This window comes from Filimonas lacunae (assembly GCF_002355595.1).
Lineage (GTDB): Bacteria > Bacteroidota > Bacteroidia > Chitinophagales > Chitinophagaceae > Filimonas > Filimonas lacunae.
The window spans coordinates 1465501-1492004 of sequence record NZ_AP017422.1 but is presented as its reverse complement, the minus strand read 5'-3'; the positions used below and the strand labels follow the sequence as shown (position 1 = coordinate 1492004).

27 protein-coding genes are annotated in these 26504 nt (G+C 44.8%); 18 read left to right on the top strand and 9 right to left on the bottom strand.

Annotated features, from left to right (window positions below):
* Window positions 1-30: 30 nt before the first annotated feature.
* Window positions 31-1695, bottom strand: a complete 1665-nt coding sequence (locus tag FLA_RS06090; RefSeq protein WP_076380135.1) for a M28 family metallopeptidase — start codon at window positions 1693-1695, stop codon at window positions 31-33.
* Window positions 1696-2056: 361 nt separating this feature from the next.
* Here FLA_RS06090 and FLA_RS06085 point away from each other — a divergent pair, with 361 nt between their 5' ends.
* Window positions 2057-2557: a hypothetical protein gene (locus tag FLA_RS06085; RefSeq protein WP_170022673.1), complete on the top strand. Its 501-nt coding sequence runs from the start codon at window positions 2057-2059 to the stop codon at window positions 2555-2557.
* Between the two features lie 77 nt (window positions 2558-2634).
* Here FLA_RS06085 and FLA_RS06080 read toward each other — a convergent pair whose 3' ends face one another.
* The 3 genes from FLA_RS06080 to FLA_RS06070 all read right to left on the bottom strand — a co-directional run bounded on the left by FLA_RS06080 (window position 2635) and on the right by FLA_RS06070 (window position 6935).
* A complete protein-coding gene (locus FLA_RS06080; protein ID WP_076380137.1) occupies window positions 2635-3390 on the bottom strand; it encodes an SDR family NAD(P)-dependent oxidoreductase in 756 nt (251 codons plus the stop codon).
* 100 nt (window positions 3391-3490) lie between these two features.
* Window positions 3491-6373 carry a DEAD/DEAH box helicase gene (locus FLA_RS06075; RefSeq protein WP_076380138.1) on the bottom strand — a complete coding sequence of 961 codons (2883 nt, stop codon included), beginning with the start codon at window positions 6371-6373 and terminating at the stop codon, window positions 3491-3493.
* Window positions 6374-6467: 94 nt separating this feature from the next.
* A complete protein-coding gene (locus FLA_RS06070) occupies window positions 6468-6935 on the bottom strand; it encodes a hypothetical protein (protein ID WP_076380226.1) in 468 nt (155 codons plus the stop codon).
* Window positions 6936-7049: 114 nt separating this feature from the next.
* Here FLA_RS06070 and FLA_RS06065 point away from each other — a divergent pair, with 114 nt between their 5' ends.
* From FLA_RS06065 to FLA_RS31370, 7 genes are all read left to right on the top strand, one after another.
* Window positions 7050-7877, top strand: coding sequence for a tetratricopeptide repeat protein (locus tag FLA_RS06065; RefSeq protein ID WP_076380139.1), 828 nt, complete (start codon window positions 7050-7052; stop codon window positions 7875-7877).
* Between the two features lie 25 nt (window positions 7878-7902).
* The gene (rpe, locus tag FLA_RS06060) at window positions 7903-8550 is read left to right on the top strand and encodes a ribulose-phosphate 3-epimerase (RefSeq protein ID WP_076380140.1); all 648 of its coding nucleotides are present in this window, start codon (window positions 7903-7905) and stop codon (window positions 8548-8550) included.
* Window positions 8551-8733: 183 nt separating this feature from the next.
* Complete coding sequence (locus FLA_RS06055; protein ID WP_076380141.1) at window positions 8734-9705, top strand: PhoH family protein; 972 nt, start codon at window positions 8734-8736, stop codon at window positions 9703-9705.
* Between the two features lie 145 nt (window positions 9706-9850).
* Window positions 9851-10189, top strand: coding sequence for a nuclear transport factor 2 family protein (locus FLA_RS06050; RefSeq protein ID WP_076380142.1), 339 nt, complete (start codon window positions 9851-9853; stop codon window positions 10187-10189).
* Window positions 10190-10612 (top strand): DUF4878 domain-containing protein, encoded by a 423-nt coding sequence (locus tag FLA_RS06045; protein ID WP_084206318.1) that lies wholly within the window; start codon window positions 10190-10192, stop codon window positions 10610-10612.
* An 86-nt stretch (window positions 10613-10698) separates the two neighbouring features.
* Window positions 10699-11241 carry an inorganic diphosphatase gene (locus tag FLA_RS06040; RefSeq protein ID WP_076380143.1) on the top strand — a complete coding sequence of 181 codons (543 nt, stop codon included), beginning with the start codon at window positions 10699-10701 and terminating at the stop codon, window positions 11239-11241.
* 45 nt (window positions 11242-11286) lie between these two features.
* Entirely contained in the window at window positions 11287-11448 is a 162-nt protein-coding gene (locus tag FLA_RS31370) for a hypothetical protein (RefSeq protein WP_159445129.1), read from the top strand.
* Between the two features lie 200 nt (window positions 11449-11648).
* On the opposite strand, the gene FLA_RS06035 is transcribed toward FLA_RS31370, so the two are convergent.
* A complete protein-coding gene (locus tag FLA_RS06035) occupies window positions 11649-11867 on the bottom strand; it encodes a hypothetical protein (RefSeq protein ID WP_076380144.1) in 219 nt (72 codons plus the stop codon).
* A 498-nt stretch (window positions 11868-12365) separates the two neighbouring features.
* On the opposite strand from FLA_RS06035, the gene FLA_RS06030 reads away from it, so the two are divergent.
* Window positions 12366-15029 (top strand): DUF6055 domain-containing protein, encoded by a 2664-nt coding sequence (locus FLA_RS06030; RefSeq protein ID WP_076380145.1) that lies wholly within the window; start codon window positions 12366-12368, stop codon window positions 15027-15029.
* Window positions 15030-15084: 55 nt separating this feature from the next.
* On the opposite strand, the gene FLA_RS06025 is transcribed toward FLA_RS06030, so the two are convergent.
* Window positions 15085-15840, bottom strand: coding sequence for a C40 family peptidase (locus tag FLA_RS06025; RefSeq protein WP_076380146.1), 756 nt, complete (start codon window positions 15838-15840; stop codon window positions 15085-15087).
* Window positions 15841-15912: 72 nt separating this feature from the next.
* Here FLA_RS06025 and FLA_RS06020 point away from each other — a divergent pair, with 72 nt between their 5' ends.
* Together FLA_RS06020 and FLA_RS06015 are read left to right on the top strand one after the other, a co-directional pair.
* On the top strand, window positions 15913-16575 hold the full coding sequence (locus FLA_RS06020; protein ID WP_231940400.1) for an RNA polymerase sigma factor: 663 nt from the start codon (window positions 15913-15915) through the stop codon (window positions 16573-16575).
* Window positions 16572-16949 carry a hypothetical protein gene (locus FLA_RS06015; RefSeq protein WP_076380147.1) on the top strand — a complete coding sequence of 126 codons (378 nt, stop codon included), beginning with the start codon at window positions 16572-16574 and terminating at the stop codon, window positions 16947-16949. Before FLA_RS06020 ends, FLA_RS06015 begins: the two co-directional genes overlap by 4 nt.
* A gap of 4 nt (window positions 16950-16953) precedes the next feature.
* Here FLA_RS06015 and FLA_RS06010 read toward each other — a convergent pair whose 3' ends face one another.
* The 3 genes from FLA_RS06010 to FLA_RS06000 form a co-directional block, all read right to left on the bottom strand.
* On the bottom strand, window positions 16954-17427 hold the full coding sequence (locus FLA_RS06010; protein WP_076380229.1) for a nucleoside deaminase: 474 nt from the start codon (window positions 17425-17427) through the stop codon (window positions 16954-16956).
* Between the two features lie 95 nt (window positions 17428-17522).
* Window positions 17523-18776: a methionine adenosyltransferase gene (gene metK, locus FLA_RS06005; protein ID WP_076380148.1), complete on the bottom strand. Its 1254-nt coding sequence runs from the start codon at window positions 18774-18776 to the stop codon at window positions 17523-17525.
* A 39-nt stretch (window positions 18777-18815) separates the two neighbouring features.
* Window positions 18816-19634 carry a glycogen/starch synthase gene (locus FLA_RS06000; protein ID WP_076380149.1) on the bottom strand — a complete coding sequence of 273 codons (819 nt, stop codon included), beginning with the start codon at window positions 19632-19634 and terminating at the stop codon, window positions 18816-18818.
* Window positions 19635-19711: 77 nt separating this feature from the next.
* Here FLA_RS06000 and panC point away from each other — a divergent pair, with 77 nt between their 5' ends.
* From panC to panB, 7 genes are all read left to right on the top strand, one after another.
* Window positions 19712-20569 (top strand): pantoate--beta-alanine ligase, encoded by an 858-nt coding sequence (gene panC / locus FLA_RS05995; RefSeq protein ID WP_076380150.1) that lies wholly within the window; start codon window positions 19712-19714, stop codon window positions 20567-20569.
* Between the two features lie 13 nt (window positions 20570-20582).
* On the top strand, window positions 20583-20927 hold the full coding sequence (gene panD, locus FLA_RS05990; protein ID WP_076380151.1) for an aspartate 1-decarboxylase: 345 nt from the start codon (window positions 20583-20585) through the stop codon (window positions 20925-20927).
* A gap of 64 nt (window positions 20928-20991) precedes the next feature.
* On the top strand, window positions 20992-22014 hold the full coding sequence (locus FLA_RS05985; RefSeq protein ID WP_076380152.1) for a lysylphosphatidylglycerol synthase transmembrane domain-containing protein: 1023 nt from the start codon (window positions 20992-20994) through the stop codon (window positions 22012-22014).
* Complete coding sequence (gene rfaE2 / locus FLA_RS05980) at window positions 21986-22483, top strand: D-glycero-beta-D-manno-heptose 1-phosphate adenylyltransferase (protein WP_076380153.1); 498 nt, start codon at window positions 21986-21988, stop codon at window positions 22481-22483. The genes FLA_RS05985 and rfaE2 overlap by 29 nt, the downstream gene beginning before the upstream one ends.
* A gap of 78 nt (window positions 22484-22561) precedes the next feature.
* The gene (gene ppk1, locus FLA_RS05975) at window positions 22562-24649 is read left to right on the top strand and encodes a polyphosphate kinase 1 (RefSeq protein WP_076380154.1); all 2088 of its coding nucleotides are present in this window, start codon (window positions 22562-22564) and stop codon (window positions 24647-24649) included.
* Entirely contained in the window at window positions 24630-25529 is a 900-nt protein-coding gene (locus FLA_RS05970) for a Ppx/GppA phosphatase family protein (RefSeq protein WP_076380155.1), read from the top strand. The genes ppk1 and FLA_RS05970 overlap by 20 nt, the downstream gene beginning before the upstream one ends.
* Before the next feature lie 55 nt (window positions 25530-25584).
* Window positions 25585-26400, top strand: coding sequence for a 3-methyl-2-oxobutanoate hydroxymethyltransferase (panB, locus tag FLA_RS05965; RefSeq protein WP_076380156.1), 816 nt, complete (start codon window positions 25585-25587; stop codon window positions 26398-26400).
* Window positions 26401-26504: the final 104 nt, after the last annotated feature.

Genomic DNA, 26504 nt, shown 5'->3' with positions numbered 1-26504 from the left:
TTTTAAGGGGGTTACCCCCCTAAATTACCACTAATTTCCCCCTACCTGCTGCTTATCGCGGATAGCTTTAAATTCAGATCCTTCTTTCCACTTGGGAAAACTGCTTTCATTACTGAGTTTATACCCTACATTAAACAATAAACGTGCGTCTTCTACCATACCCGAAAAATCCCACGAAGGGTTGTATTCATCCTTAGGCGAGTGATAAATGTGCTTATTGTAATTTTCTCCCTGGGCCCTGCCCCAGCCACCTTCGTGCGTAGTGGAAATAATACCATTCTCGATATACAACGCAGGTATTCCCACTTTGGCAAAATTGAAATGATCACTTCTGAAATACCAGCCGCCCGAAGGGTCAGGCTCGCCATGCACCATACGGCCCTGTATGCCTGCCATATCCACTGCATACTTATCCAGCTCACTTTGTCCATAACCAACCACCCCAATATCCTGCATACGGCCAAAAGGCTGTAATACATCCATGTTGATATCTGCTACCGTTTTGGTTACGGGAAAAACGGGATGCATAGTATAATACTCACTGCCCAGCAGGCCCTGCTCTTCACTGGTTACCGATAAAAACAATACCGAACGGGAGGGCTTTTTAGCCGCTTTGGAAAAGGCAGTAGCTATTTCCAGCAACGCAGCCGTGCCCGAAGCATTATCAACTGCCCCATTGTAAATAGAATCGCCGTTAATCGCTTCTCCCTTGCCAAAATGATCCCAGTGGGCAGAATAGATAACCACCTCATCCTTGCGGTCAGTACCCGGTAATAAAGCCAAAACGTTATGTGACGTAGATTTCTTTAATTCATTGTTCACCACCAGCGACGTGGTTACACCCAGGTCTACCGGTTTAAACCCTTTTTGCCCGGCCTGCTTCAACAAATCAGGCGAAACACCTGCCAGCTGAAACAGTTTGGCAGCCGACTCTGTAGTGATCCAGCCTTCTACCACAGCCCTGGACATATTATCATCTGCCGTTTGCAGGTACAGCTTCGATTTGCTCCAGCTGCTACGCACTACCGTCCAGCCATAGCTCGCAGGCTTGGTGTCGTGTATAATGATAATACCCGAAGCCCCCTGGCGCGCCGCTTCTTCAAACTTGTAGGTCCAGCGTCCGTAATAGGTCATACGCCTGCCTTTAAACAGGCTACTGTCTACAAAACCCGGATCATTCACCATCACCAGCACTGTTTTACCTTTTACATCCAACCCGGCATAATCATTCCAGTTGTACTCAGGTGCTACTATACCATATCCAGCAAACACTACCGGTGAATTAGCAATAGACACCTGCTCTTTTACCCTGCGGGTAGCCGCTACATAATCATCGAGATAATTTAGTGAAAGGGAACCGGTTTTGCCCGTAAACACCAACGGACCAGCAGGCTTGGAATGAATTTCCACCATCGGCACATCCTGCACATAACTGCTGCCGTTGCCCGGCTGCAGCCCTAATGCTTTAAACTGGGCCGACAAGTAGTCGATCGTTTTCTCTTCTCCTGCCGTAAAAGGCTTTCTTCCTTCAAAAGAGTCAGAGGCCAGCACTTGAATATGCCTGGCAAAACTGGTGTCATTAATAGCCAGCGCTGCCGTGGTATCCAGTCCCTTAACCGCTTCATCCAGGTCGGAATTACAGGCGCCTAATAAAAACAATGCTGCACTCCAGGCAGCCCATTTACGTTCATTCATAAAGGAGTGTGGTATTTAGATTCTCATGCAAAAATTGAAAAGTAAAAGTTCGGGCATTTTACTTACCTGGCCAAACTATCCGCTATAACACTTCCCCCAGCACGTATTCAACACACCCGCCCTTCATCACTGTTCGTCTGCTTAAAGGCAATACTCGCAGTCTTTATAACAGTAGAAACCCTAAATCATATTTTTAAATCATATACCTTTACGCCCTCAACCAAACTCGTAAAAAATGAAAAAAAATGCTCTCCTAGGCGCAATTTTCGTTGTAGCCGCTTTCGCTTCTTGTAAAAAAGAATCAGATTCAACAGATAATTCTTCTGCTGCAGCTTTATTTGGTAGCTGGAAATTTATTGGAATGAACGCCAAAACCACTGCCGATCTAACCGTAACTTCTCCTGCTACCAACGAAAAATTACAAACTATTACTACCTCACAGTACACCACCAGCGATAACGTGGGTACTATGGTATTTAGCGCCGACAAAATAGACAGTAAAGGAATTGGCTATACAGCCTATGGCACCATAAATGTAACAGGTTACTATAACGGAGCATACGATCCGGATCAATCAATCGACAACATGGAGTTTTCACAAGCGGTAGATCCCACCACTGTCAGTTATGCTTATCAGGCAGTAGGTAGCGACTCCCTTTATCTTTCTTCAGGCGCGCTAGTAAATGTTACCGATGGAACTACAACTGTTGGAGGAGGAGCCAGTGGCTGCAAATACACTATAAAAAACGATACATTAAGCATCATTAGCCGTTCAAATGTTAACCAGAATTCAACCTCCAGCGGTATAACCTATAAAGCTTTAGGTACAGTATATGCTGAAATGAAACTGGTAAAAGAATAAGCTTTACCTACAAACTGATAAATAAAAGGCCCCGGTTTACTGTAAACCGGGGCCTTTTATTTATATAAAGTCAGATTCTATCTGGCCAGATAACCGCCATCCACTGCATAATAAGTAGCCGTTACAAAAGAAGCCTTATCACTGGTTAACCATATAACCAGCTCCGCTACCTCTTCCGGCTCGCCTAACCGGCCTATCGGGTGCAAAGGTACCAATGCATCTTCCAGACTGCTGTCAGGACTTTCCTTTAACAAAGGCGTTTTAATAAAACCCGGGCCTACCGCGTTGATACGAATGCCTTTGGTACCATATTCAATACCGGCAGTTTTAGTAAGCCCTACCACCCCATGCTTGGCTGCTACATAGGCCGATGAATTGGCAAAACCAGCCTGGCCTAATATAGAAGCCATGTTTACAATACTTCCGCCACCATTGGCCAGCATCGCTTCAATTTCGTACTTCATACAATAAAACACACTGTTCAGGTTAATGTTAATCACCTTATTCCAGTTGTTAATATCCACATCACCCACCAGGTTACTCTCCCCTGCAATACCAGCATTATTACAAGCCACATCCAGCTTACCGTATTGCTTCACCGTTTCTTTTACCAAACGCTCACAATCCGTAGCGTTACCTACATCTGCCTTTATAAAAAAGGCGTCTCCTCCTTTTCCTTTAATCTCTTCTACTACCGCCTGTCCATGTGCTTCGTTAATGTCCGACACTACTACTTTTGCGCCCTGTGCGGCATATAATAAAGCTGTTGATTTGCCTATTCCAGATCCTGCCCCGGTAACCAATGCTACCTTTCCGTCAAATTGCTTTTCCATGTGATTCAGTTTTACGTTCTACAATGCTTCAATTACAAGCAAAGGTAAATTTCGTTCACTAAACAGGTCAGTATCCGCCTTTTTTAACACAATCTTTATACTAGCTGAACAGGTAGGCCACGTCTTCCTCGGTAAGCGATTTCACAAAACTATCTCCCTCTTCCTCCGTTACCAGCGCCCCTGCCAAGGCATGTTTTTGCTGCTGTAATTGTATAATACGCTCCTCAATGGTGTCTTTACATATCATTTTATAGGCAAATACATTCTTCGTTTGTCCAATCCGGTGCGCCCGGTCAATAGCCTGCTGCTGCACCGCTGTATTCCACCACGGGTCGAATAAAAATACGTAATCCGCTGCGGTAAGGTTTAAACCGGCATTACCCGCCTTTAAGCTGATTAAAAAGATGTTCACTTTATTACCAGGTTCCTGGAAAGCATTCGCCATTTCGGCCCGCTGTGCCGGTGGTGTAGAACCATCAAAATGATAATACGCCAGCCCACGCTCCTTACAGCCATCCGCCAGTAACCGTAACATGGAAGCAAACTGCGAAAACACCAGCACCTTATGATCTTTCAGGTTATTGCTCAACTCCTCCATCAACAGGTCGGTTTTCACACTCTCCGTACAATTTTTACGGTCATTCTCCGGAAGCAACAAAGGACTGTTACACAGTTGGCGCAAACGCAACATTCCCTGCAATAAAGCCAGCGTGCTTTTGCCCAGGCCATCCTTGGCAATGTCCATAAACACACTGCTTTTAATGCTCTCTTTAATCTCGTCGTACAAAGCCTTTTGTGCCGGCTCCATATTACACCACATCACCATCTCTGTTTTCGGTGGCAGATCGCTGGCCACCTGCTGCTTGGTACGGCGTAAGATAAAGGGCGAGGTAAGCTTATGCAAAGCCTTGATCTTTACCTCATCCTGGTTGCGGTCAATAGCATCGGCATATTCCCGCTTAAAAAATTCGCGGTTACCAAACATGCCCGGCAACAAAAAGTTCATCTGTGCATACAGGTCAAACGTATTGTTCATTACCGGCGTACCGCTTAGTGCAATGCCAAACGAAGCCTGTAACCTGCTTACCGCACGCGTTATCTGTGCGGAAGGATTTTTAATATGATGACTCTCATCCAATGCTACCACCGCAAAAGACATCGTGCTCAGTTCTTCAATATCTGCCCGCAAAGTGCCGTAGCTGGTAATTACCACCTGGTGTTGTTTTTTCATCACCAGCGGTGTGTTACGGCTATTGCCATAATGCACCAGCGTTTTCAAATGGGGCGCAAACTTATTCAATTCCTGTTGCCAGTTAAACAACAACGAAGAAGGGCATACGATCAAATGCACCGCCTTCTCCTGCAAATGCGATTGCTGAGCCAGAAAAGTGATGGTTTGCAAGGTTTTACCCAACCCCATATCATCTGCCAGGCAAGCGCCTGCACCGGCTTCTGCCAGCAGGCTCAGCCATTCATATCCTTTTTGCTGATACGGGCGTAAAGTAGCCTTCAAACCCGCAGGCACATCATAAATTAAACCGTCGTCTTTCTGCCACAGTTCCCATTTCTCCCACCATGGTTTGGGAATCACCTGCTTCAACACCTGGGTATCTTCCGTAGCCTGCTGCTCGCAAAAAGCCAGCCAGCGCGATACCGTAACCATATTCTTCGCCACCTTACCATGGCGCAGCAGCGTACTGTAACGCTGCAACCATTCATCATCGAGCACCCCCAGCGAAGTATCTTTTAACAACACCATATGCTGGCGTATAAACAGCTGCTTCTGCAACTCTACCAACGAAATCTCTTCTTTGCCAAAGCTTACTGACATTTGCAGCGTAACCGCATTGGCTTCTTCTTTTACAATAGTAGCCGTAGTAGCCACTTTAAAAGTGGAATACCGGAAATGCTGCAACATATCCATGCCCACCACCTGCACATCCAGTTCCAGCAGGCGATGGTATACTTTTAAAAACCATTGTTTTTTACGCGCTTCATCAAATGTGATGTGGTAGTAACCATTCTTCTGATTAGGAAAACTTTCATGCAAACTTTCCAGTAATTGCAAAAAGGCCTCTTCCTGTGCCCTATCCCGCACTACCTGGAAAACCTTGCCATCACGGCTCACTTCCATCGTTTCTTTAAACGCTCCTTCCACACTAAACTCGTCATACAACCATTGCGGCGTTATCACCAGGTAAGAAGGATGTATTTCACTCAGCACAATCCTGTTTTGCGGCACCACCTTCACCTCATCCCCTGCAAACAGGTTGTTACGCCTTACGGTATACTCCCCTTCCAGCTTGGCTAAAATATGTTGCGCAAAAGCCTGTGGCGTTTTATTATACAAACGCTCCGGCTTTTGTTCCAGCCATTGCAAAGTGGTGTAATCCGTATGGGTAAGCAGGTAGTATTCCCCTTCCCTTTCCAGTAAAAAACGGCTGCGTTTATATTCCGACAAAGGGTGTGCGCCACCGCTTACAAATACAGAACAATTCAGTTGTAATTCCCCTTCCTCACTCCTGCTCACTTCAAACTGCAGCATGGGCCTTAACCCACTGAAATTACAAGGCGAAGTTTTGAAATTGCCGTTCTCCATCTCTACCTTATGATACCATTTTACCTGGGCCGCCTGCGCCTTCAACGGCTCAAACAACTCCTGCAAACGGCGCACAGCCGCATGCTGGTAAAAAGTATCAAAATCACTTTCCGGCTTTAGTTTGTTATAACGCTCTTTCAACTGCTCTTTCAACTCCTTAATACCTTCCCGCGTAAAGCCCGGCAAGGCTTCCTTCGCAGGTTTGGATAAATGCGGGTAATATTCCTTCACCTCAGCAGCATCTGTTTTACAGGGTATATATTCCACCTTGCTGCCTTCGTATTTGATAATATGTAACGATTCCAGCACCTGCTGATAATCGCCCAGCAAACGATGAGGCGATAACAACAACACTGTTTTATGATCATTTTGTTTTACAGCCATATATCAGATAGTAAGTACGCTATTAGAAAAAATCAAAAGGAGGCAAATGTAAAACATTGCCTCCTTTTGATGAACGTATTTTAAATTTCAGTGATTAGTGCATGCCCGGAAACCAGCCACGGCCAGCACCCACGATTTCACGGAAAGGCCATGGAATAGTAGCCAATATAATAATCAATGCAATGGTAAACATCCACGCCGCTTTCTTATGTTTGGCAGCATCGGTAATATTCTTTTTAGCCACACCTTTACCAATAGTAATCAGCACGATGGCAATGATCATTCCTACCGGGTGTTCTATCAGGAAAAAGCGCCAGAAGCTGTTCTTCATAACATTCTCCCCTGCCGGTACATTCACCCAGCCGTATCTGCCCCAGATTACCTGAATCAAACCTATTAACAAGGTAATATGCGCAGCTATCATCAGAAACAGTCCCAGTTTTTTATCTCCGGCGGTATAAGGCTTCTGTGCATTGGCAAAATGCCTTACAATGTTCACAATCAGTAACACTAAAATAACCCAGCGTAAAAAACTATGTAAGTGTAGTAATCCGGTATTCATATCATCTTTGGTTTGTGGGGGCAAAGTAACCGCAGAAACAACAAAGTACCAAAACACGCCCTTTTTCTCTTTCCTGCCCGTTTTTGCATTTTGATTTTTTACTTTTGAGCTTCTATGATCAGGATAATGAATTACGGATTAAGTATAGCAGTAGCCGGAATAACGCTATTTGCCAGTTGTAAAGACAAAAGCAACAACAACGATAAAGATACAGCAACCAGCAGCAGAAAAGAACTGTCGCCCGAAGCACAAAGCCTGGTAAGTTTATTAAAACTACGCCCCGATAGCGCCGGATTGCGTTTAAAGCTGGCCGTGATGTACGATAGTGCCGCCTGGTACCCCGAAGCGCTGGCCCAGATGGATAGCCTTATTAAAAAAGATAGTCTCAACTATGGCCTGTGGTATTCCAAAGCACAGGTATGGGAGCACTCCGGTGATACCGCCCGTGCTATCAAAGACTATGAGCGCGCCCTGCACATTTACCCCGCCCCCGAAGCCATGTTATCGCTGGCAAGCCTGATGGCCGAAAATAAAAACCCACAAACATTGGCTGTAATAGACAATGTAAACCACATGCGCTTAGGCCGCGAATACGATGCGCACTGTGCTTTTATATCGGGAGTATATTATGCCCGCACCGGCGACACCACCAATGCTATTAAACAGTTGAATAACTGCCTGGCTGCCAATTACACCTATATGGAGGCTTATATAGAAAAAGGCCTGGTATATTTCGATCACCAGCAATACGATAAAGCGCTGGACGTTTTTAAATTTGCCTCTTCTATCAACACGCTTTATGCCGATGCCTACTACTATCAGGCACGCGCCTACGAAATGATGAATAAAAAAGACAGCGCCGTACTGCGCTTTAAACAGGCATTAAGCCTGGATAAAGGCATGAAAGAAGCACGTGAAAAAATTCAGCAGCTCGAAAAATAAGTGCACACACTTTAAAACTTGTTATATGGCTATTATCGCACCTTCCTTCCTGGCATCCGACTTTCTCCGTTTAGGAGAAGAATGCAAAATGGTAAATGAAAGCGAAGCTGAATGGTTACACCTCGATATCATGGATGGAAGGTTTGTGCCCAATATCAGCTTTGGTTTACCCGTGGTAGAACAAATACGCACCGCCACCAGCAAAGTGCTGGATGTGCACCTGATGATAGTGGAACCAGAAAAATACACCGAAGCATTCAAGGCAGCCGGAGCCGACAGGCTGAGCGTGCATATAGAAGCCTGCCCCCACCTGCACCGTAACATTCAGCAGATTAAACAACTGGGAATGAAGGCAGGTGTGGCAATAAATCCTCATACTCCCATTGCTATGTTACACGATATTATCGGCGACATTGACACGGTGCTGATTATGAGTGTAAACCCGGGCTTTGGCGGACAAAAATTTATTCCCCATACGCTTACACGTATCAGGCAGTTAAAACAAATGATCACCGAAGGAAACCACGATGTACTTATTGAAATAGATGGCGGTGTAACAGCGCAGAATGCAGCAGAGATCATTAAAGCAGGGGCCGATGTGTTAGTGGCAGGAAGTAATGTATTCAAATCGTCTGACCCTAAAAAAGCCATACACGACCTTGCTAGAATATAGCGAAAAAAGCGCAGAAAGCCATACACATATTCAGCACAGTTGTTAATAATTTAATTAGCATTTGGTACGTTTTTAGGGTAAGTTTGAGTAGACATGAATGAGTACATGTCTAAAACGTGGCAATCACCGGCAGTTCCCTTGAAAGTACCCAGAGGCCGAATTTATCACTTAAAGCTTTGCACCTTGACAGAAGCAATCATTAACCTCGACTCCGTAAATCCGATTGAATTTTTCGGTGTTAACAATCGTAAGCTTGACCTGCTAAAAAAGAAATTCCCTTTGTTAAAAATTTTATCACGAGGTACACAAATAAAACTAAGTGGTGCACCTGAACACATTGAAACGGCAAAGGAAAAAATTGACCTGATCGTTCAATACATGGAACGAAACGGAGGGCTTACAGAAAACTATTTTGAACAGATTTTAGGAGGCGACGACGCCGAAACCATCGACAACTTTGTTGATAAAAATCCCAACGACATCCTTGTATTTGGCCCTAACGGCAAAACCGTTCGTGCACGCACTGCCAACCAGAAAAGAATGGTGCTGGCAGCCGACCGTAACGACATTGTGTTTGCCATAGGCCCTGCCGGTACAGGTAAAACCTATACCGCCGTTGCACTCGCAGTTCGCGCATTGAAGAACAAAGTGGTGAAAAAGATCATTTTAACCCGTCCGGCGGTAGAAGCAGGTGAAAGCCTTGGTTTTCTGCCCGGCGATTTAAAAGAAAAGATCGATCCGTATCTGCGTCCTTTATACGATGCGCTGGATGATATGATCCCGGCCGATAAACTGGGCTATTACATGAGTACCCGTACTATTGAAATAGCTCCCCTGGCCTACATGCGCGGTCGTACATTAGACAATGCTTTTATCATTTTGGATGAAGCGCAGAACGCCAACGATCTGCAGATAAAAATGTTCCTCACCCGTATTGGTGCTAATGCAAAAGCATTGATCACCGGCGACCCCACACAAATTGACTTACCTAAAAACCAGCGCAGTGGCCTGGAAAAAGCAAGTCGTATCCTTCGTAACATCGAGGGCATTGCCCATATTGAGCTGGACGAAGAAGATGTGGTACGTCACCGCCTGGTAAAAGCCATCATCAGAGCCTACGAGAAAGAAAAGGAAAAAGAAGGACCTAATTTCTAGTGATAGAGGAAAAGTAAAACGAAAAAGCCGGTAAGTGTAATTACCGGCTTTTTGACTTAATAAGTATTCTTACTATCTTGCCACCTTTCTTATGCAATCAACTCTAAGGTTTAAAACCGCCCTTCTGTTCCCGGCAGCTATCTTCATGATGCTGCTACTTCTTATTCGTTGTAGTCCTTCTGCGGATAGCCCTTCCGAGGCTGCCAGGTTATTTTTTACCGCCTTCCAGGAAAAGAATTATGCTAAGGCAAAAAAATATGCCACCCGTCAAAGCGCCGAAATGCTCACCCTTTTAGGCAATTTGGGCGAAAAGTTGACCACTTCCAGCAAGGAAGCAGCCAATTTTACCACAAAAACACTAAAAGAATCAGAGTCAACTGCCACAGTTCAGGTAGTTTTGCCCGATAATAGAAAAGCAACCATTATGCAGCTGGAAAAAGAAAACGGCAAGTGGAAAGTTGCTTTTGATAAAAGCCTGGATTAAATGAAAACAAACGTGTTGAAACGGATGACAGTATGGCTGCTACCCGTGTTATTACTGGCAGCATGCGGCGGCAAACAGCATAATTACCCCCAAGCAGAAAACTCACTCGATGCGGCCAGGGAGTTTATAGATGGCTATCTCAAAGGCGATTTTGATAAAGCCCTGTTTTATATGGCAAAAGACAGCGCCAACCTGCAAAACCTGCAGAAAATGCAAATTGCGTATACCAGCAAAAGCGCCAACGATAAAAAGCAATACAAACAGGCTTCCATTATCATTAACCAGGTAGAAGCGCTGGACGACTCTACTGACATCATAAATTATAAAAACTCATTCGACCGCATAGCACGAAAAGTGAAAGTAATTAAGGCCCCCGGGGGCTGGTTAGTAGACTTTAAGTATACTATTAGCGGAAATATTTAACAAAAACAAGGGGGTATCGGCAAAAAAATGGCGGATCAGACCGTTTAGCCATTACCTTTGCCACCTCAAATAACATTAAGATTCTTATGATGAATGTTCTACATCCCTGGCATGGCGTACCATACGGAGAATCAGCTCCTGAAATTGTTAATGCTATTATTGAAATCCCGGAAGGTTCCAGGGCTAAATACGAGATTGACAAGGCTAGCGGTCTGTTAAAACTCGACAGGGTTATCTATTCATCTTTCCACTACCCTGTTAACTATGGCTTTATCCCGCAAACGTATGGTGATGACAAAGATCCGTTGGATATCCTGGTAATCACTTCTTTGCCTGTACAGCCTTTAACCCTTATCGAAGCCAAAGTATTAGGTGTAATGCAAATGGTAGATGGTGGTGATGCGGATGATAAAATCATTGCGGTAGCTGCTAAAGACCCAAGCGTTAACCACTACAATTCTTTCGATGAGTTACCTCCGCATTTCTTCAGCGAACTGCGTCACTTCTTCGAAGAATACAAAAGGTTAGAAAACAAAACCGTAAAAGTAGAAGACTTTGGTGATATGGCTATGGCACACGGCATTGTAAAAGATGCTATCGAAGCTTATAAAAAGCTCATTGCCAAATAAGCATATTAAAACTTTCTTACTTACTTTTGCTAAAATTTTGAAAGAATGGAAGCTCAACAATCAACCGGCAAATATTGGTTCCTGTTTTTTTTCTGGTTAGCAATCTTAATTGTGTTGCTTTTTGTTTACCGTGAGTTTTTCTGGTTAGCATTACCTGGAGCAGTGACTTATTTCAGCAGAGCAATGAATCTGATTGATTTCAAATAATATATTTTTCTTCCAAAGAAAAGGGTGTACTGGAAACAGTGCACCCTTTTTTATTTTGCCGGTGTCACTTACGGAAAAAATATTCGTACCAACGGAGGTCCTGTCTGATCAGACGGAACCATTGCATGGCCCAACCAAAGTACTGTATGGTCAGACGGTGGCCTGGTATGCCCATACAGTACTTTGGTTTGATCAAACAATCACCCCGTTTGCAAGAATATTTTTTCCGTAGAAACAAACCAGTCTGCTGTTTGCCCGGACGGAATACCTGTAGGGTCAAACCAAAGTGCTACTCTACCGTACCACCCTCCTGTTTGCTCAAATACTTTTTCCGTTTGGCCATACAGCTGTTCCGTTTGCCCCTCCGGTTTTTCCGTCAGCACCAACGGAAATTCCGTCAGCACGAATATTTTTTCCATAAGCGCTTTTTACGCTTCTATCCTCTCTGTTCTATCACTGGTTAGCACCGCTCTGCACTATAGCAGCAATATATTTTCCTTCATCAACGCAGCATTCTTTTTCGTAAAACCTACTGCGTTACCCCTCCTTGCTGCAAAAAAAACGATCCGTTCAACGCCCGTCACCATCCTTATCCATCGGGGATGGGGCGCAAGCCCGGATTGTTTTACAGACATCCCTTACCTGCTTCGTCATCAAAAAACAAACAGTAAGGATAATTTACTGCAAATACAGAGTAATTTCTAAGAATAGGTTATAAACTAAACAGAATACTTTACAGATAGCAATTGCTGCCAATACACTAACACACTATTCCACACCAAAACACCCAAAACGTAATAACAAAACAACATAGAACCATCTTGTCATGCCTGTCCGTAACAGGTCAGGCAAACGCGCACCAACGTGCGTTATCAAACATTTATTAACCAGGCTTAAACACCCTTCAAGTCAGCTTTATGAAACACAAAATTGTACAATTACTGGTACTACTACTATTGTCATGCACATCCCTCTTCGCCAAAACCGTGTATATACCCACACAGTTTAGCACAGCGCCCTGGAACGAATGGGCGCCCAATTACAAATACGAATCCACCAACTTTGTCATCTTCTGGGGTGCAAAAGTGGGCGCAAATCCCACCACTTATTCCGATGCCAACCTGCGCTTCGATCCCGCTGCTATAGCCAGCTATCTCGAAGCCAGTTTCAGCTATTACATCAACACAGTAGGTTTCCACGATAACAGTGGCAAGCTGGGACTTTATAAAATAATAGTGGTGATGAACGAAACCTACAACGGTGCCGGCGGCCCTACAGGTTGGGCATTCGGTGGCGCTTATGATGAAATGATCGGCGCTTTATGGATTCATCCCAATGCCACCCGCGATCCATATGTGATTGCACATGAACTGGCACACTCCCTGCAAAATCAAAACCGGATAGACTTTAAACCCGGCGGTAACCAGGGCGGTTTCAACAACTACGAGCCTGCAGGCTATTTCTGGGAAACACATGCCAACTACATGCGCTGCCTGCAATATCCCACTGTTGCCAGCGATGATCTGCCACGCTGGTTAATGACACGCCAGTATTATATCGGTTCTACCCGCCATCACTACAGCACCTTTAAATGGCTCATGAACATACAGCAAAACTATGGCGGTATCAACACCGTTAACCGTTTATGGAGAGAGTCTGTAGCCAACGAAGTGCCTACCGAAACCTGGCGCAGAATAAGCGGCTGGACACAAGCCCAGTTAAACGACGCCATGTACGACTATGCAAAACGGGAAGTAAACTGCGATTATCCCGCTCAAAGTTTCGGAGCGGATATGCGCGACCAGCTGAACATTTATAAAACCAGCGCCGCCGAAAACCATTGGCTATGGCGGCAATACACTATCCTTACCCAGATAAGCGCCACCACCAACCGCTATATCGTTCCTAAAAACATGGCTCCGCAAGATCAGGGTATCAATATCATTCCACTCTACCCCAACTGTGCATCCAATACCGTGCACGTTAAATTCAAAGGCCATACCGAAGTAAATGGGCAGGCTGGCTGGCGATGGGGTTTTGTAGAAGTATTAGCCAATGGCACTACCAGTGTATATGGCGCCACCCAAAGCTCCAGCGATAGTGAAGCCACCTATACACTCACCGCATCCACCTCTAAATTATACCTGGTGGTAATGGGCGCCCCCACCGCTAAACATGATTATGTATGGGAACCAGGCTGGCCCAGGCAATACAGATATCCTTACGAACTGCGCATTGAAAATGCATTACCCGAAGGATACCAAAGCACCTTCCGCGCCGACGTAAAAGCCTTGTACGCAGGTCATACACATACCAATGGCGGCGGCTGGGTAGCCAATAGCGCAACTGTAGCATCTACGGTATATGTAGGCCCCAAAGCCATAGTAGTAGGTTCTTCCAACCTCTCCGGCACTGTTCGTGTAGAAGGCACTGCGCGCCTGGAAAGCGTAACCGCATCCAGCACCGTAGTGTTCAGTGGCGATTGTAATGTGTATGGCGGCACCTACTCCGGTTCGGCCCAGATAACAGATGGCGCCGTACTTACCAACTGCACCATATCGGGCAATACCATCTGCCGCGATAACGCCTGGGCATGGGGCACTACATATGGTGGCACCGGCGTGGTACTGGGTGGTGATGTGGAAATAGGCAATTGCTCAACAGCAGGCTATTACCTGCAAACACCGCACACCAATAACGGTCGTGCAGAATGTGATGGCAAAGGCGCATCCGATGCCTCCAACACAGATATCAATACCACTTACAGCAATTTTACCGATGCCCAGATGAGCTGGACAGCTATAGGCTGTAGCACAGGCGGCACTACCACCAGCAACATAGCGCCACTAGCCAATGCAACCACCTCTTATGTGTCGTCGTGGGAAACCTTAAGCGCTGTAAACGATGGCTATACACCTGCCAATTCTAATGATAAAACGCATGGCGCATACGGTAACTGGAACAATCCCAATTCTACACAATGGGTACAATACGACTGGACACAACCTTACCAGATCTCTTCTACAGAAGTATATTGGTTTGATGATGCCGGCGGCGTATTAACACCCACTACTGCCAGCATTCAGTACTGGAACAGTACCACCGCTGCCTGGGTTACACTAGGCAGTGTGCCACGCGTAAAAGATGCCAACAACGTACTTACCATCACACCGGTGCAAACCAGCCGCCTGCGGGTAAGTATGCTCAACACCACACAATCTACCGGCATACTCGAATGGCGTGTATTAGGCATCCCTGTAACATCACTATCCGCAGCCACTACAATGGCAACACCAGTAGTTACAGATAACAACACTGTCAAAGCCACACAGGCCATAGCCATCTATCCCAACCCGGCACGTGCTACCTGCACCATTCAGCTCAATGGCTTTACCGAAAAAGAAAACGTAACCCTGGCCATATATGATATGCAGGGCAAGGAAGTATTCAGGAACATATTAGGCGCCAGGCGCCAGTATACCCTGGTTGCCAACCGGCTGGCTGGCAATAGCAGCATGTATATAGTAAAAGCAATAGGCCGCAGCAAAGCAGTAAGTCAAAAACTGGTATTGGTGCAATAGCCGCACATTTCTATAATGCAAAAAAGCCTTACTACATCAGTAAGGCTTTTTTATATTATTTCATTCTTTTAATCACTCTTAACTTATGCGTTCTCACTCCCGTATCCGAATTCACAATCCCCTGGTTATCGATCTTATCAATACGCACACGGCCCGAAGCATGGATGATCTCTGCATTGTTCAGCATAATACCCACATGCGTAATGCGCCCCTCTTCATTATCAAAATAAGCCAGATTGCCACACTGTGCTTCCTGTAAAAAGTCCACTACTTCGCCCTGTGTAGCCTGTTGCGAAGCATCACGCAGCAACCGCACGCCCATCATCTTCATCACCTGCTGGGTAAAACCACTGCAATCAATACCAAACGAACTTCTGCCGCCCCATAAATAAGGCACGTTCAGGTAAGGCAAAGCCAGTTGCTTTACCGCCTGTTCTGAAAAAGCCTGCACCGGCAAAAAGCCGGGCACATAAGTAATCGTATAATGATCCCATTGATAAACCGTTTCTGTAGCATACACAGGAGTAGCGATGGAAAAAGGCACTGCGGTATTATTGATAACAGCTGCATACTCCCTGCTGCTATAACCAGCCACCGGCAACAAAGTAGCCGCTTCGGTTACCCCGGTAAGCTGACTGGCCTGGCACCAGCCTTCATAGTTGTCATATAAGGTAACCAGCTTCACAAAATCTTTGGTAGTTTCTACCACACGGGCAAACTCGCCAAACAACAACTGGCTCACCATTTCACTTCTATGACTTGCCTCTGCGCGTAAGGGGGCGGCCGCAACAATACAGGCTACAAAGCTCATTTGCCAAAATTTTACCGGGAAGTTATGGAATAATAAAGCAGCCGCATCTTATATAAGTAAAATGTTTGCCATATGGCAGCTATATTTGCCGTTGAGCCAGGCAGGGGCCCGCTTTCGATCACTTACCCTACCCGGTTCAGTACAGACGAACCCAACCACCAGATGAACAGAGAGAACACAGACCATATCAGTGATCAGGAACTACTAGAGCGTTTCTACTCCACCAGAAATAACCAATGGCTGGGTATTTTGTTACAACGGTATACCATGCTGCTGCTGGGTGTGTGCATGAAGTATCTGAAAAACGAAGAAGAAGCCCGCGACAGTGTACAGCAGATATTTTTAAAAGCTATTACCGAACTGCAGAAATACCAGGTAACCTATATTAAAAGCTGGTTGTATATGATTGCCAAAAACCACTGCTTAATGAAGCTGCGGGATAAAACAGGCAAGGCAACCAAAGAGATAACGGAAACCATGCCCCTGAGCGCTCCTGAAAATGCGCTTACCGAGCTGGCCGAAAAAGAGGAAGTACTGAACCTGGTAGAAGCATCCATGAACGAACTCAACGAAGAACAAAAAACCTGTGTAACTTTATTTTATCTGCAAAAGAACTCCTATAACGAGGTAAGCGAAAAAACAGGGTTTAGCCTGTTGCAGGTAAAAAGCTTTATACAGAATGGCAAACGCAATCTCAGGTTATTGGTAGAACAGAAATTGAAAAAGAAATCATGAGGAACTTTGAAGATATATTAGCAGATGAGCAGGACGACCTGAACGACGAGGAACTATTGAAGTACCTGGAAGGACAGTTAGATGCTGCCCAACAGCACAACGTTGAAAAGAAGATGGCGGATTCTGCATTCCTCAATGACGCTATGGAAGGCCTTGCCAGCTTCCCCTCAAAAAAACAACTGAAAGCACAGGTAAAGCACTTAAATAAAGGCCTGCAAAATCAGCTGGATACACGCAAGCAAAGAAAAGAGAAAAGGAAAATAAAAGACCTTCCCTGGATTCTGGTGGCGGCAGTCATCATCCTGCTGTTATGTGTATTAGGCTATACCGTTTTACACCTGTATCACCACCATTTTACGCTAAAAGGCCGGTAATGGATTAGTATTCCTTTTTATCGGCTTTGATCATCCATTCCTCAAACACAGAAAAAGCATGATCGCGGCAAAGGCAACTGGTAGCAATTTTTCGCGACTCTACAGGTAAAGGCAGCTCTTCATATATAAAGGCATCATCAAAGCCTGCCGTAGCAGCATCATAACGCGTATTGGCAAAATACAACTTAGCCGGACGGGCCCAGTAAATAGCCCCCAAACACATAGGACAAGGCTCGCACGAAGTATATATCTCACAACCATCCAGCTGAAACACCCCCAGATTTTTACACGCATCCCGTATAGCCACCACTTCGGCATGTGCCGTAGGATCATTAGTAGAGGTTACCTGGTTCCATCCCCGCCCAACAATCGTATCGCCTTTTACAATCACACAACCAAACGGACCACCCTCCCCATTCAACATTCCCTGTCTGCTCAGCGCAATGGCTTCCAGCATAAACTGTTCTTCTCTTGTCATGATATAAAGATAAAAAAAGGGCATCAGGAAAATTTACATTCCTGATGCCCTTTATATTTTAATCACTGGTAGGGTTACCAGCAATACTTCAAGTATTATTTAATACCGAAAGCCTTTTTCACCTGCGGAACAAAGTCCAGTTTTTCCCAGGTAAACAGTTCTACTTTCTTCTTGATAACCTTGCCATCTGGTCCTTTAAACTCTTTCTCCACTACTTCATTCTTACGACCCATGTGACCGTAAGCAGCAGTTTCGCTGTAAATAGGGTTACGCAGTTTCAGGCGTTGCTCGATAAAGTAAGGACGCATATCAAAAATGCCTTCTACTAATTTCGCAATCTGACCATCGGTTTTCTTCACTTTGGCAGTACCGTAAGTATTTACATAAATACTGGTGGGTTTAGCTACACCAATAGCGTAAGAAACCTGTACCAGCACCTCATCACAAACACCGGCAGCTACCAGGTTTTTAGCAATGTGGCGGGTAGCGTATGCGGCAGAACGGTCAACCTTGCTCGGGTCTTTACCGCTGAAAGCACCACCACCGTGTGCACCTTTACCACCGTAAGTATCCACAATAATTTTACGACCAGTTAAACCAGTGTCGCCGTGTGGGCCACCAATTACAAACTTGCCGGTAGGGTTAATATGGAATTTGATTTTGTCGTTAAACAGGTGAGCGTATTTCTTATAACGCGCTTTCACACGTGGAATAAGAATACCGATGATGTCTTTTTTAATTTTAGCCAGCATTTTTGCATCTTCTGCAAAATCATCGTGTTGGGTAGAAATTACAATAGCATCAATGCGGATAGGCTTGTTATTATCATCATACTCCAGCGTTACCTGGCTTTTAGCATCAGGACGCAGGTATTTGATTTCTTTATTCTCTCTGCGTAATGCAGCCAGTTCTAATAATAATTTGTGAGCCAGGTCTAATGCCAGTGGCATGTAGTCAGCTGTTTCGTTGGTAGCATAACCAAACATCATACCCTGGTCGCCAGCACCCTGCTCTTCTTTCTTCTTCTTATCTACACCCTGGTTAATATCGCCAGACTGTTCGTGAATAGCAGAAAGAATACCACAGCTGTTAGCCTCAAACATATATTCGCTTTTGGTATAACCTATTTTGCGAATTACACCACGGGCAATATCCTGTACATCCAGGTAAGCTTTAGACTTCACTTCACCTGCCAGTACAACCTGTCCGGTAGTTACTAATGTTTCACACGCTACTTTACTGGTAGGATCAAAAGCCATGAAGTTATCAATCAGGGCGTCTGATATCTGATCGGCAATTTTATCCGGATGTCCTTCAGACACACTTTCGGATGTAAAAAGATAAGGCATCTTCTTTGAATTTAATGGTCGGCAAATATAGTAGGTAAATTACTTACCCGCAAGATCATTGTATAATTCCTGGTACTCAGCAAAATCGCTGTCCCAGCCTTTAAAAGGTATGATTTTCTTGCCCTTTACTTTGCTGAATTCGTCCAGCAGAGATTGCTCTACATTGTCCGAACCAAAAGTAACAGCATCAGCATGTAAAGCACCACCTCTGAATAATGCGGTATTGTTAGCTTCCTTATAAGCTTCCAGGTCTTTGTCCTTTATGTTGGCATGGATGTTTGCTTTTTCAGCAAAATCTTCACCCAGCGAATCGGTGAACGTGTTAGACCCGATAGTATAAATCACCTTGCTTTGCGAAAAAACAGGTTCTTTTTTATAAGCAGTTTTCAAATACATAGGAATCAGACCTGTCATCCAGCCACTGCAATGGATCACGTCCGGAGGCCAGCCAAATTTTTTCACTGTTTCTAACGCACCCTTGCAAAAGAAAATGGTACGTAAACCATTGTCTTCAAACCACTCTTCGTTGTCTTCTGTAAAAATTTGCTTGCGCTTGAAAAAATCCTCATTGTCCAGGAAATAAACCTGTAAACGGGCATTGGGTAATGAGGCAACTTTGATCTGTAAGGGATAATCATCATTGTCTACCGACACGTTGATACCCGAAAGACGAACTACTTCATGTAAACGATGCCTTCTCTCGTTAATTACTCCAAAACGAGGCATAATACATCTTACTTCTAACCCGCTGTCGTTGCTTTTTATAGCCAGTTTGTTCACTATTTCAGCAAATTCAGTCAGCTCCAGGTAAGGAGACATTTCCGTGGCTATGAATAAAATTCTTTTCTTTGTTGACATTCTTAGGCAGAATTTAGGCTTAAACCCTTTAAAAATTAGGGGGCAAAGGTACTAAAAACAGTGGAAATAGCAGTCAAATGATCCTTTTTAAACAAATTAGCCAGTTGCAGCAAGCACTTGCAGCGGCCAGAAACGAGAACAAAAGCATTGGTTTTGTGCCTACTATGGGCGCTTTACACCAGGGACACCTCTCATTAATAGCACAAAGCAAACGGGAAAACGATATTACAGTTTGTAGCATATTTGTGAATCCCACCCAGTTCAACGATCCAAAAGATTTTGAAAAGTACCCCATTACCACTGCACAGGACATTCAACTGTCCGAACAGGCAGGGCTGGATATACTATTCATGCCCACCGTGGATGAAATGTATCCCAACGGGCAGCAGTTAGCCACCCCTTACCCCCTGGGCCGGATAGAAACCCTGCTGGAAGGCGCTTTTCGTCCCGGACATTTTCAGGGAGTTTGTCAGGTAGTGCACCATTTGTTGAACATTGTACAGCCTGATGCCATTGTTATGGGTCAGAAAGATTACCAGCAGTGCATGGTAATTAGTAAGCTGCTGGAAATAACCGGCCTGCCTACCCAACTAAAACTTGGTGCTACCCTGCGCGAAACCGATGGATTGGCCATGAGCAGCCGTAATGTGCGCCTTTCGCCCGAAGCCAGGCAAAAAGCCACCGCCATCTACAAAAGTTTAACAGAAATCAGCCAACACATAACAAAAAAAGATATTATCACTTTAGAAGAAGAAGCCACCAGCTTTTTGCTGAAAAATGGCTTTGACAAGGTAGATTATATCAGTATTGCAGATGCTGTTACCCTGGAACCTGTTACAAAACCAGTAAAAGATCAGCAACTGGTGGTGCTGGTGGCAGCATTTATTGACAACGTGCGCCTGATTGATAATTTGTTATTTAGTTTTTCGTCATAACTTTGCGCCCGCGATGCAAATAGAAGTATTAAAATCCAAAGTGCACAGGGCTGTTCTTACAGAGGCCAATTTGAATTATGTAGGTAGTTTAACATTAGATGAAGAACTGATGGAAGCCGCCAATATGATTGAGAATGAAAAGATTCAGGTGGTGAACGTCAACAATGGCGAACGCATTGAAACCTATCTTATCAAAGGTAAAAGAGGCAGTGGAACCTGTTGTTTAAACGGCCCGGCAGCACGTAAAGGCGCAGTCGGTGATATCATCATCATCATCTCTTACGCCACTATGGACTTTGAAGCCGCCAAAACCTGGAAACCCGCAATTGTGTTTCCAAAAGACGGAAACAAACTATAGTAAAATATTCAGATTTTATATAAACTATCTTAGGTAAATTGCTGTAAACACCACGCTTACAGTAATGAAACGGATAACCCTTTATATAATTAAATACTTAGTAGGCTTTGGTATTGCCCTGTTTTTTGTCTGGTGGTCGGTACATTCACTCACCGCTGCCGACACAGCCGATATCAAAGCCGCTTTATTAAAAGCCCGTTTCTGGCTGCTTTTACCTGTTTTTGCCGTTCTTATCGCCAGCCACTGGTTTCGCGCCCGACGCTGGAAACAACTTATACAACCATTAGGCTACACACCCACTACCGCACAATTGCTTTGCGGCCTGCTTATCGGCTATATTGCCAACCAGTTAATTCCGCGGGCAGGTGAAATTATTCGCTGCACCTCCGTGGCAAAAGCCGCACAAATACCCACAGAAAAACTCATTGGCACCCTGGTAGCCGAACGCGCCTTCGACATCCTGTGCCTGGCCATTATAACCACCGCTACCGTGCTGTTGGAATATCAGCACATGGAAACTTATTTCATCGAATTATACAACAGGGCCGGCCACAGCATAGTAAACGGAGGAAACGGTCGCTGGTGGTGGCTGTTGGGAATAGCCATAGTCATTTTATCGCTGGTATGGGTCTGGCGCCGGGTAAAGCACCACCATAAAACAGCGCACCTGGTAAAAAGTGTGATGAAAGGATTAGCAGAAGGGCTTAGAAGTATTCAGCGGCTGGAAAATAAACCCCTGTTCCTGCTCAACACCCTGTTGATATGGACCTGCTATATTTTTTCTACCTGGATTGGCTGCTGGGCCTTGCAGGAAACGGCGCACCTGCCCGTAACTACTGCCCTGGCCATGCTTATCTTCGGTTCACTGGGCATAATGGTTACGCCCGGTGGGCTGGGCGCCTACCCTATCATTATTCAAAAAACCCTCAGCTTTTATGGATTAAGTGAAAACATTGGACGCGCCAGCGGGTGGATATTATGGACTGCACAATTTATCTTTACAATGGTAACAGGAACAATAGCCTGGATTATGATACATCACTTAAAACAAAGAATGAATGAGAAACGCAGCACACATCCCGCATAAAATTACCACATTAAGCAAGCTGCAACACCTGATAGCTGGTTGGCGTGTACTGGGTAAAACAATCGCATTTACCAATGGTTGCTTTGACATACTGCACGAAGGCCACATATTTTCCCTGTCGCAGGCAGCCTCCGAAGCAGATATTTTAATAGTAGGTGTAAACAGTGATGCCAGCACCAAACGGTTAAAAGGACCTACCCGCCCGGTGAACAATGAGCAAAGCCGTGCGTTATTACTTGCCTCCCTGGTAATGACCGATGCCGTGGTAGTGTTTGAAGAAGATACTCCTTTTAACCTCATCACCGCTATTATGCCCGATGTGCTGGTAAAAGGTGGCGACTACACCATTGAGCAGATTGTAGGCGCTAAAGAAGTCCTTGCTAATGGCGGCAGGGTAGTGATTAACCCTATTGTAGAAGGATTTTCCACTACCGGGTTAATTGAGTTGATACAGAAGCAAAAAGCATAACACCTAAAAAAAGGATTGTTAAAAACTTAACATGGCAACACCCCAGCCTTGTTTATTTTAGCACCCCATCATAACCGTATGAGCAAAAAGAATCTGCAGGCCAGAGATATCAGTTGGCTTAGTTTTAATGCCCGCGTTTTACAGGAAGCAAATGACCCTACTGTTCCTTTAAAACAAAGGATCCGTTTTTTAGGCATCCATTCCAACAACCTGGATGAATTTTTCCGGGTACGTGTGGCCACCCTCAGAAGAATGATAGAACTGGGCGGCAAGAAAGGAAACATGCACCTCGAAGACAACCCACAGGCTATCCTGGACCAGATTCAAATGACCGTACTGCAACAGCAAAACGAGTTTAACCGCATTTGGGAAGATATACTCAAACAACTGAATAAGGAAAAAGTATACCTGACCAACGAACAAAACCTGAATAAAGAACAGCAGGAGTTTGTGAAAAACTTTTTCGATGAATCGGTAAGGGCCAACATTATTCCCCTGTTGATTGAAAGCCTGCCCCAGCTGCCTTATCTGCGTGATAAGAGTATTTACCTGGGTGTGGTAATGCGTAAAACAGCATCGGCTTACGACCAGAAATATTCATTGATTGAAATCCCCAGCAAGGTAGTGGGCCGCTTTGTACAGCTGCCCTCCCCTCCCGGCGAACACCATATTATATTGCTGGAAGATGTGATCAGGTTTAACCTGCCTTATATCTTCTCCTATTTCGGATACGATCATTTCGATGCTCATATTTTTAAAGTAACCAAAGACGCAGAAATAGACATCGACAACGATGTATCTACGTCCTTTGTACAAAAGATAGAAAAGGGCCTCAAAAACAGGCGTAAGGGCAAACCTGTTCGCTTCCTGTATGATAAGGAAATGGATGCCGGCCTGCTCGAATACCTTATACGCCGTTTAAACCTCAGCCGAAGAGACAACATTATACCTGGTGGCCGTATCCACAACTTCCGGCACTTTATGGATTTCCCCGATGTATTCAAGGCACAGAAAAAAGAAAGAGTTCCCTTTACACATCCCGATTTACAAAAAGCACAACGGGTAACAGAAGTAATACTGCAGAAAGATGTAATGCTGCATTTACCCTACCATAGCTTTGGCTCGGTAATAGACCTGCTGCGCGAGGCAGCGATGGACCCCGATGTAACTACCATTAAAATAACTGCCTACCGCCTGGCTCCTGCTTCCCGTGTGATCAACGCGCTGATTAACGCAGCACGTAACGGTAAAGAAGTAGTAGTAATGCTGGAACTGCGCGCACGCTTCGATGAAGAAAACAACCTGGAATGGAAAGAAGTGCTGGAAGAAGAAGGCGTAAAAGTATTAATAGGCGTTGCCAACCTCAAAGTACACGCTAAGTTGTGTGTGATTAAGAAAAAACAAGGCACCCGCATTATCCAGTATGGCTTCGTAAGCACCGGAAACCTTAACGAAAAAACAGCCCGTGTATATGCCGATCACTGCCTGCTTACCAGCAACCGTAGCGTAATGGCCGATATCAACCGCATTTTCAAATACCTCGAAAATCCCAAAACCACTATACAGCACCTGCGCAACTGCAACACGCTACTCGTGTGCCCCAACGCCATGCGTAAAAGACTGATAGCGATGATTGACAGGGAAATTAAAACGGCCAAAACCAAAAAAACAGCAAAGATCTATATCAAACTCAACTCTCTCAGCGATGAGTTATTGATTAATAAACTATACGAGGCTGCAACAGCAGGTGTTGAACTCAACATCATTGTTCGCAGCATCTTCTGTCCCAAAACCGACCAGCGCCGGTTTAAGCAACCCATACATGCTGTAAGCATTATCGATGAATATCTCGAACATGCCCGCGTACTCATCTTTCACAACGGCGGTAAAGAAAAGATGTATATCTCTTCTGCCGACTGGATGGTGCGCAACCTCGACCACCGTATAGAAGCCGCAGTACCTATTCTGCAACCCGCTATACAGAAAGAATTAAAAGATATCATTAACATACAACTGGCTGATAATGTTAAAGCACGCTGGCTGGATGACGAGCTATCTAATAACTATGTAATTTCGGGCGACGAAAAAAAGATCAGGTCACAGATAGAAACCTATCAATACCTTTATCAAAAAACCGGAAAGCATAGTGAAGCTAGCAGCCATTGACATAGGAAGTAATGCTGCCCGTCTGCTGATTGTAGAAGTGGTAGAAAAAGAAAAAGGCGATACTCAGTTTAATAAATTAAACCTGGTGCGGGTTCCCCTGCGGCTGGGTTTTGATGTGTTTGAAAAAGGCGAAATAAGCAGTCATAAAACCAATATGATACTGCAAACCATGAAAGCCTATAGCCATTTACTGAAAGTGTATGAGGTAGACCATGTAAAAGCCTGTGCCACCAGCGCCATGCGCGACGCTACCAATGCAGTAGATATCATTCACCAGGTAAAACTGGAAACAGGTATCGAAATAAAGGTGATTTCAGGTAATGAAGAAGCTTCTTTTATCTATGAAAACCATATTGCCGAAAACCTCGATCGCGAGCATTCCTACCTGTATATAGATGTAGGTGGTGGCAGCACTGAGCTTACCTTCTTTTCCGATAACAGGCTCAAATACAAAGAATCTTTTAACATTGGCACCATTCGCCTGCTCAAAAACCAGGTAGAAGAAAGCCAGTGGCAGGAAATGAAAGAGCATCTGAAGCTCAATACCAAAAGCCCCTGGCCTATCACCGCCATTGGTTCAGGTGGTAACATCAACAAAGTATTCTCCCTCAGCAAGAAAAAAGAAGGCAAACCCCTTACTTCCGACCTGCTGCGCGACTATTACAAAGAGCTGTCCAGCGTTTCCCTCGACGAAAGAATGCGCCTGTACAAGTTGCGTGAAGACCGGGCCGACGTTATTATTCCCGCCCTCCAGATTTATATCAACATCATGCGATGGGCAGATATTGACGAAATATATGTGCCTAAAATTGGCCTGGCCGATGGTCTTATACAAATACTCTACAACGAAATAAGCAAAGCCACCTGGTTAACACAATGATAATTTCTCTTACTTTGCGGCGTTGAAACGTGTATAAATCACTTAATACGCAGCAATGTCAGTAAACAAAGAGATTAAAAAAGTTACCACAAACACATTGCAGAAGATGAAAGCCAATGGAGAAAAAATTTCCATGTTAACGGCTTACGACTTCTCTTTTGCTAAACTGTTTGATGAAGCAGGCTTAGAGGTAATACTGGTAGGCGACAGCGCAAGCAATGTAATGGCCGGGCACGAAACCACCCTGCCTATTACACTCGATCAGATGATTTACCATGCCCAATCCGTTATCCGCGGCACCCACAGGGCACTGGTAATTGTAGACCTTCCGTTCGGTTCGTACCAGGGAAACAGTGAAGTAGCGCTGGCATCCGCCATACGCATTATGAAAGAAACCGGGGCGCACGGATTGAAAATTGAAGGCGGTGAAGAAATTGAAGACAGTGTAAAAAAAATCGTATCTGCCGGCATTCCTGTAATGGGGCACCTGGGCCTTACTCCACAGAGTATTTACCAGTTTGGCACCTACAACGTGCGTGCTAAAGAAGAAGCAGAAGCCAATAAACTGAAAAAAGACGCATTAATACTACAAAACGCAGGTTGTTTTGGCGTGGTGCTGGAAAAAATACCTGCCTCCTTAGCTAAAGAAGTAACCGAAAGCCTGACTATACCCACCATTGGTATTGGAGCTGGCGGATATTGTGACGGGCAGGTGCTGGTAATGCACGACATGCTGGGTATTAACAGCGAGTTTAAGCCCCGCTTTCTCAGGCAATACCTGAACCTGGCCGAGAATATTAAAGGAGCTGTACAACAGTATATCGCTGATGTTAAATCAAACGATTTCCCTAATGAAAAGGAATCTTACTAAAAATTACCACCGATAAAATCACCGGTATTATCTAAATTCAGGGAATACTGGAAATTATTGTAATTAAGTTTGTTTACCACCCCTATTATTCAGGTGCATTCACC

Coding starts and splice junctions, on each gene's coding strand:
- FLA_RS06065 (WP_076380139.1), top strand. CDS start 7,050: ATGATCAGGATAATGAATTACGGATTAAGTATAGCAGTAGCCGGAATA.
- FLA_RS06045 (WP_084206318.1), top strand. CDS start 10,190: ATGAAAACAAACGTGTTGAAACGGATGACAGTATGGCTGCTACCCGTG.
- FLA_RS06040 (WP_076380143.1), top strand. CDS start 10,699: ATGATGAATGTTCTACATCCCTGGCATGGCGTACCATACGGAGAATCA.
- FLA_RS06050 (WP_076380142.1), top strand. CDS start 9,851: ATGATGCTGCTACTTCTTATTCGTTGTAGTCCTTCTGCGGATAGCCCT.
- FLA_RS06070 (WP_076380226.1), bottom strand. CDS start 6,935: ATGAATACCGGATTACTACACTTACATAGTTTTTTACGCTGGGTTATT.
- FLA_RS06020 (WP_231940400.1), top strand. CDS start 15,913: ATGGCAGCTATATTTGCCGTTGAGCCAGGCAGGGGCCCGCTTTCGATC.
- FLA_RS06030 (WP_076380145.1), top strand. CDS start 12,366: ATGAAACACAAAATTGTACAATTACTGGTACTACTACTATTGTCATGC.
- FLA_RS06090 (WP_076380135.1), bottom strand. CDS start 1,695: ATGAATGAACGTAAATGGGCTGCCTGGAGTGCAGCATTGTTTTTATTA.
- FLA_RS06080 (WP_076380137.1), bottom strand. CDS start 3,390: ATGGAAAAGCAATTTGACGGAAAGGTAGCATTGGTTACCGGGGCAGGA.
- panD (WP_076380151.1), top strand. CDS start 20,583: ATGCAAATAGAAGTATTAAAATCCAAAGTGCACAGGGCTGTTCTTACA.
- FLA_RS06075 (WP_076380138.1), bottom strand. CDS start 6,373: ATGGCTGTAAAACAAAATGATCATAAAACAGTGTTGTTGTTATCGCCT.
- panC (WP_076380150.1), top strand. CDS start 19,712: ATGATCCTTTTTAAACAAATTAGCCAGTTGCAGCAAGCACTTGCAGCG.
- FLA_RS06015 (WP_076380147.1), top strand. CDS start 16,572: ATGAGGAACTTTGAAGATATATTAGCAGATGAGCAGGACGACCTGAAC.
- rpe (WP_076380140.1), top strand. CDS start 7,903: ATGGCTATTATCGCACCTTCCTTCCTGGCATCCGACTTTCTCCGTTTA.
- ppk1 (WP_076380154.1), top strand. CDS start 22,562: ATGAGCAAAAAGAATCTGCAGGCCAGAGATATCAGTTGGCTTAGTTTT.
- FLA_RS06085 (WP_170022673.1), top strand. CDS start 2,057: ATGAACGCCAAAACCACTGCCGATCTAACCGTAACTTCTCCTGCTACC.
- metK (WP_076380148.1), bottom strand. CDS start 18,776: ATGCCTTATCTTTTTACATCCGAAAGTGTGTCTGAAGGACATCCGGAT.
- FLA_RS06025 (WP_076380146.1), bottom strand. CDS start 15,840: ATGAGCTTTGTAGCCTGTATTGTTGCGGCCGCCCCCTTACGCGCAGAG.
- FLA_RS31370 (WP_159445129.1), top strand. CDS start 11,287: ATGGAAGCTCAACAATCAACCGGCAAATATTGGTTCCTGTTTTTTTTC.
- FLA_RS06000 (WP_076380149.1), bottom strand. CDS start 19,634: ATGTCAACAAAGAAAAGAATTTTATTCATAGCCACGGAAATGTCTCCT.
- FLA_RS06010 (WP_076380229.1), bottom strand. CDS start 17,427: ATGACAAGAGAAGAACAGTTTATGCTGGAAGCCATTGCGCTGAGCAGA.
- FLA_RS06035 (WP_076380144.1), bottom strand. CDS start 11,867: ATGGAAAAAATATTCGTGCTGACGGAATTTCCGTTGGTGCTGACGGAA.
- rfaE2 (WP_076380153.1), top strand. CDS start 21,986: ATGAGAAACGCAGCACACATCCCGCATAAAATTACCACATTAAGCAAG.
- panB (WP_076380156.1), top strand. CDS start 25,585: ATGTCAGTAAACAAAGAGATTAAAAAAGTTACCACAAACACATTGCAG.
- FLA_RS05985 (WP_076380152.1), top strand. CDS start 20,992: ATGAAACGGATAACCCTTTATATAATTAAATACTTAGTAGGCTTTGGT.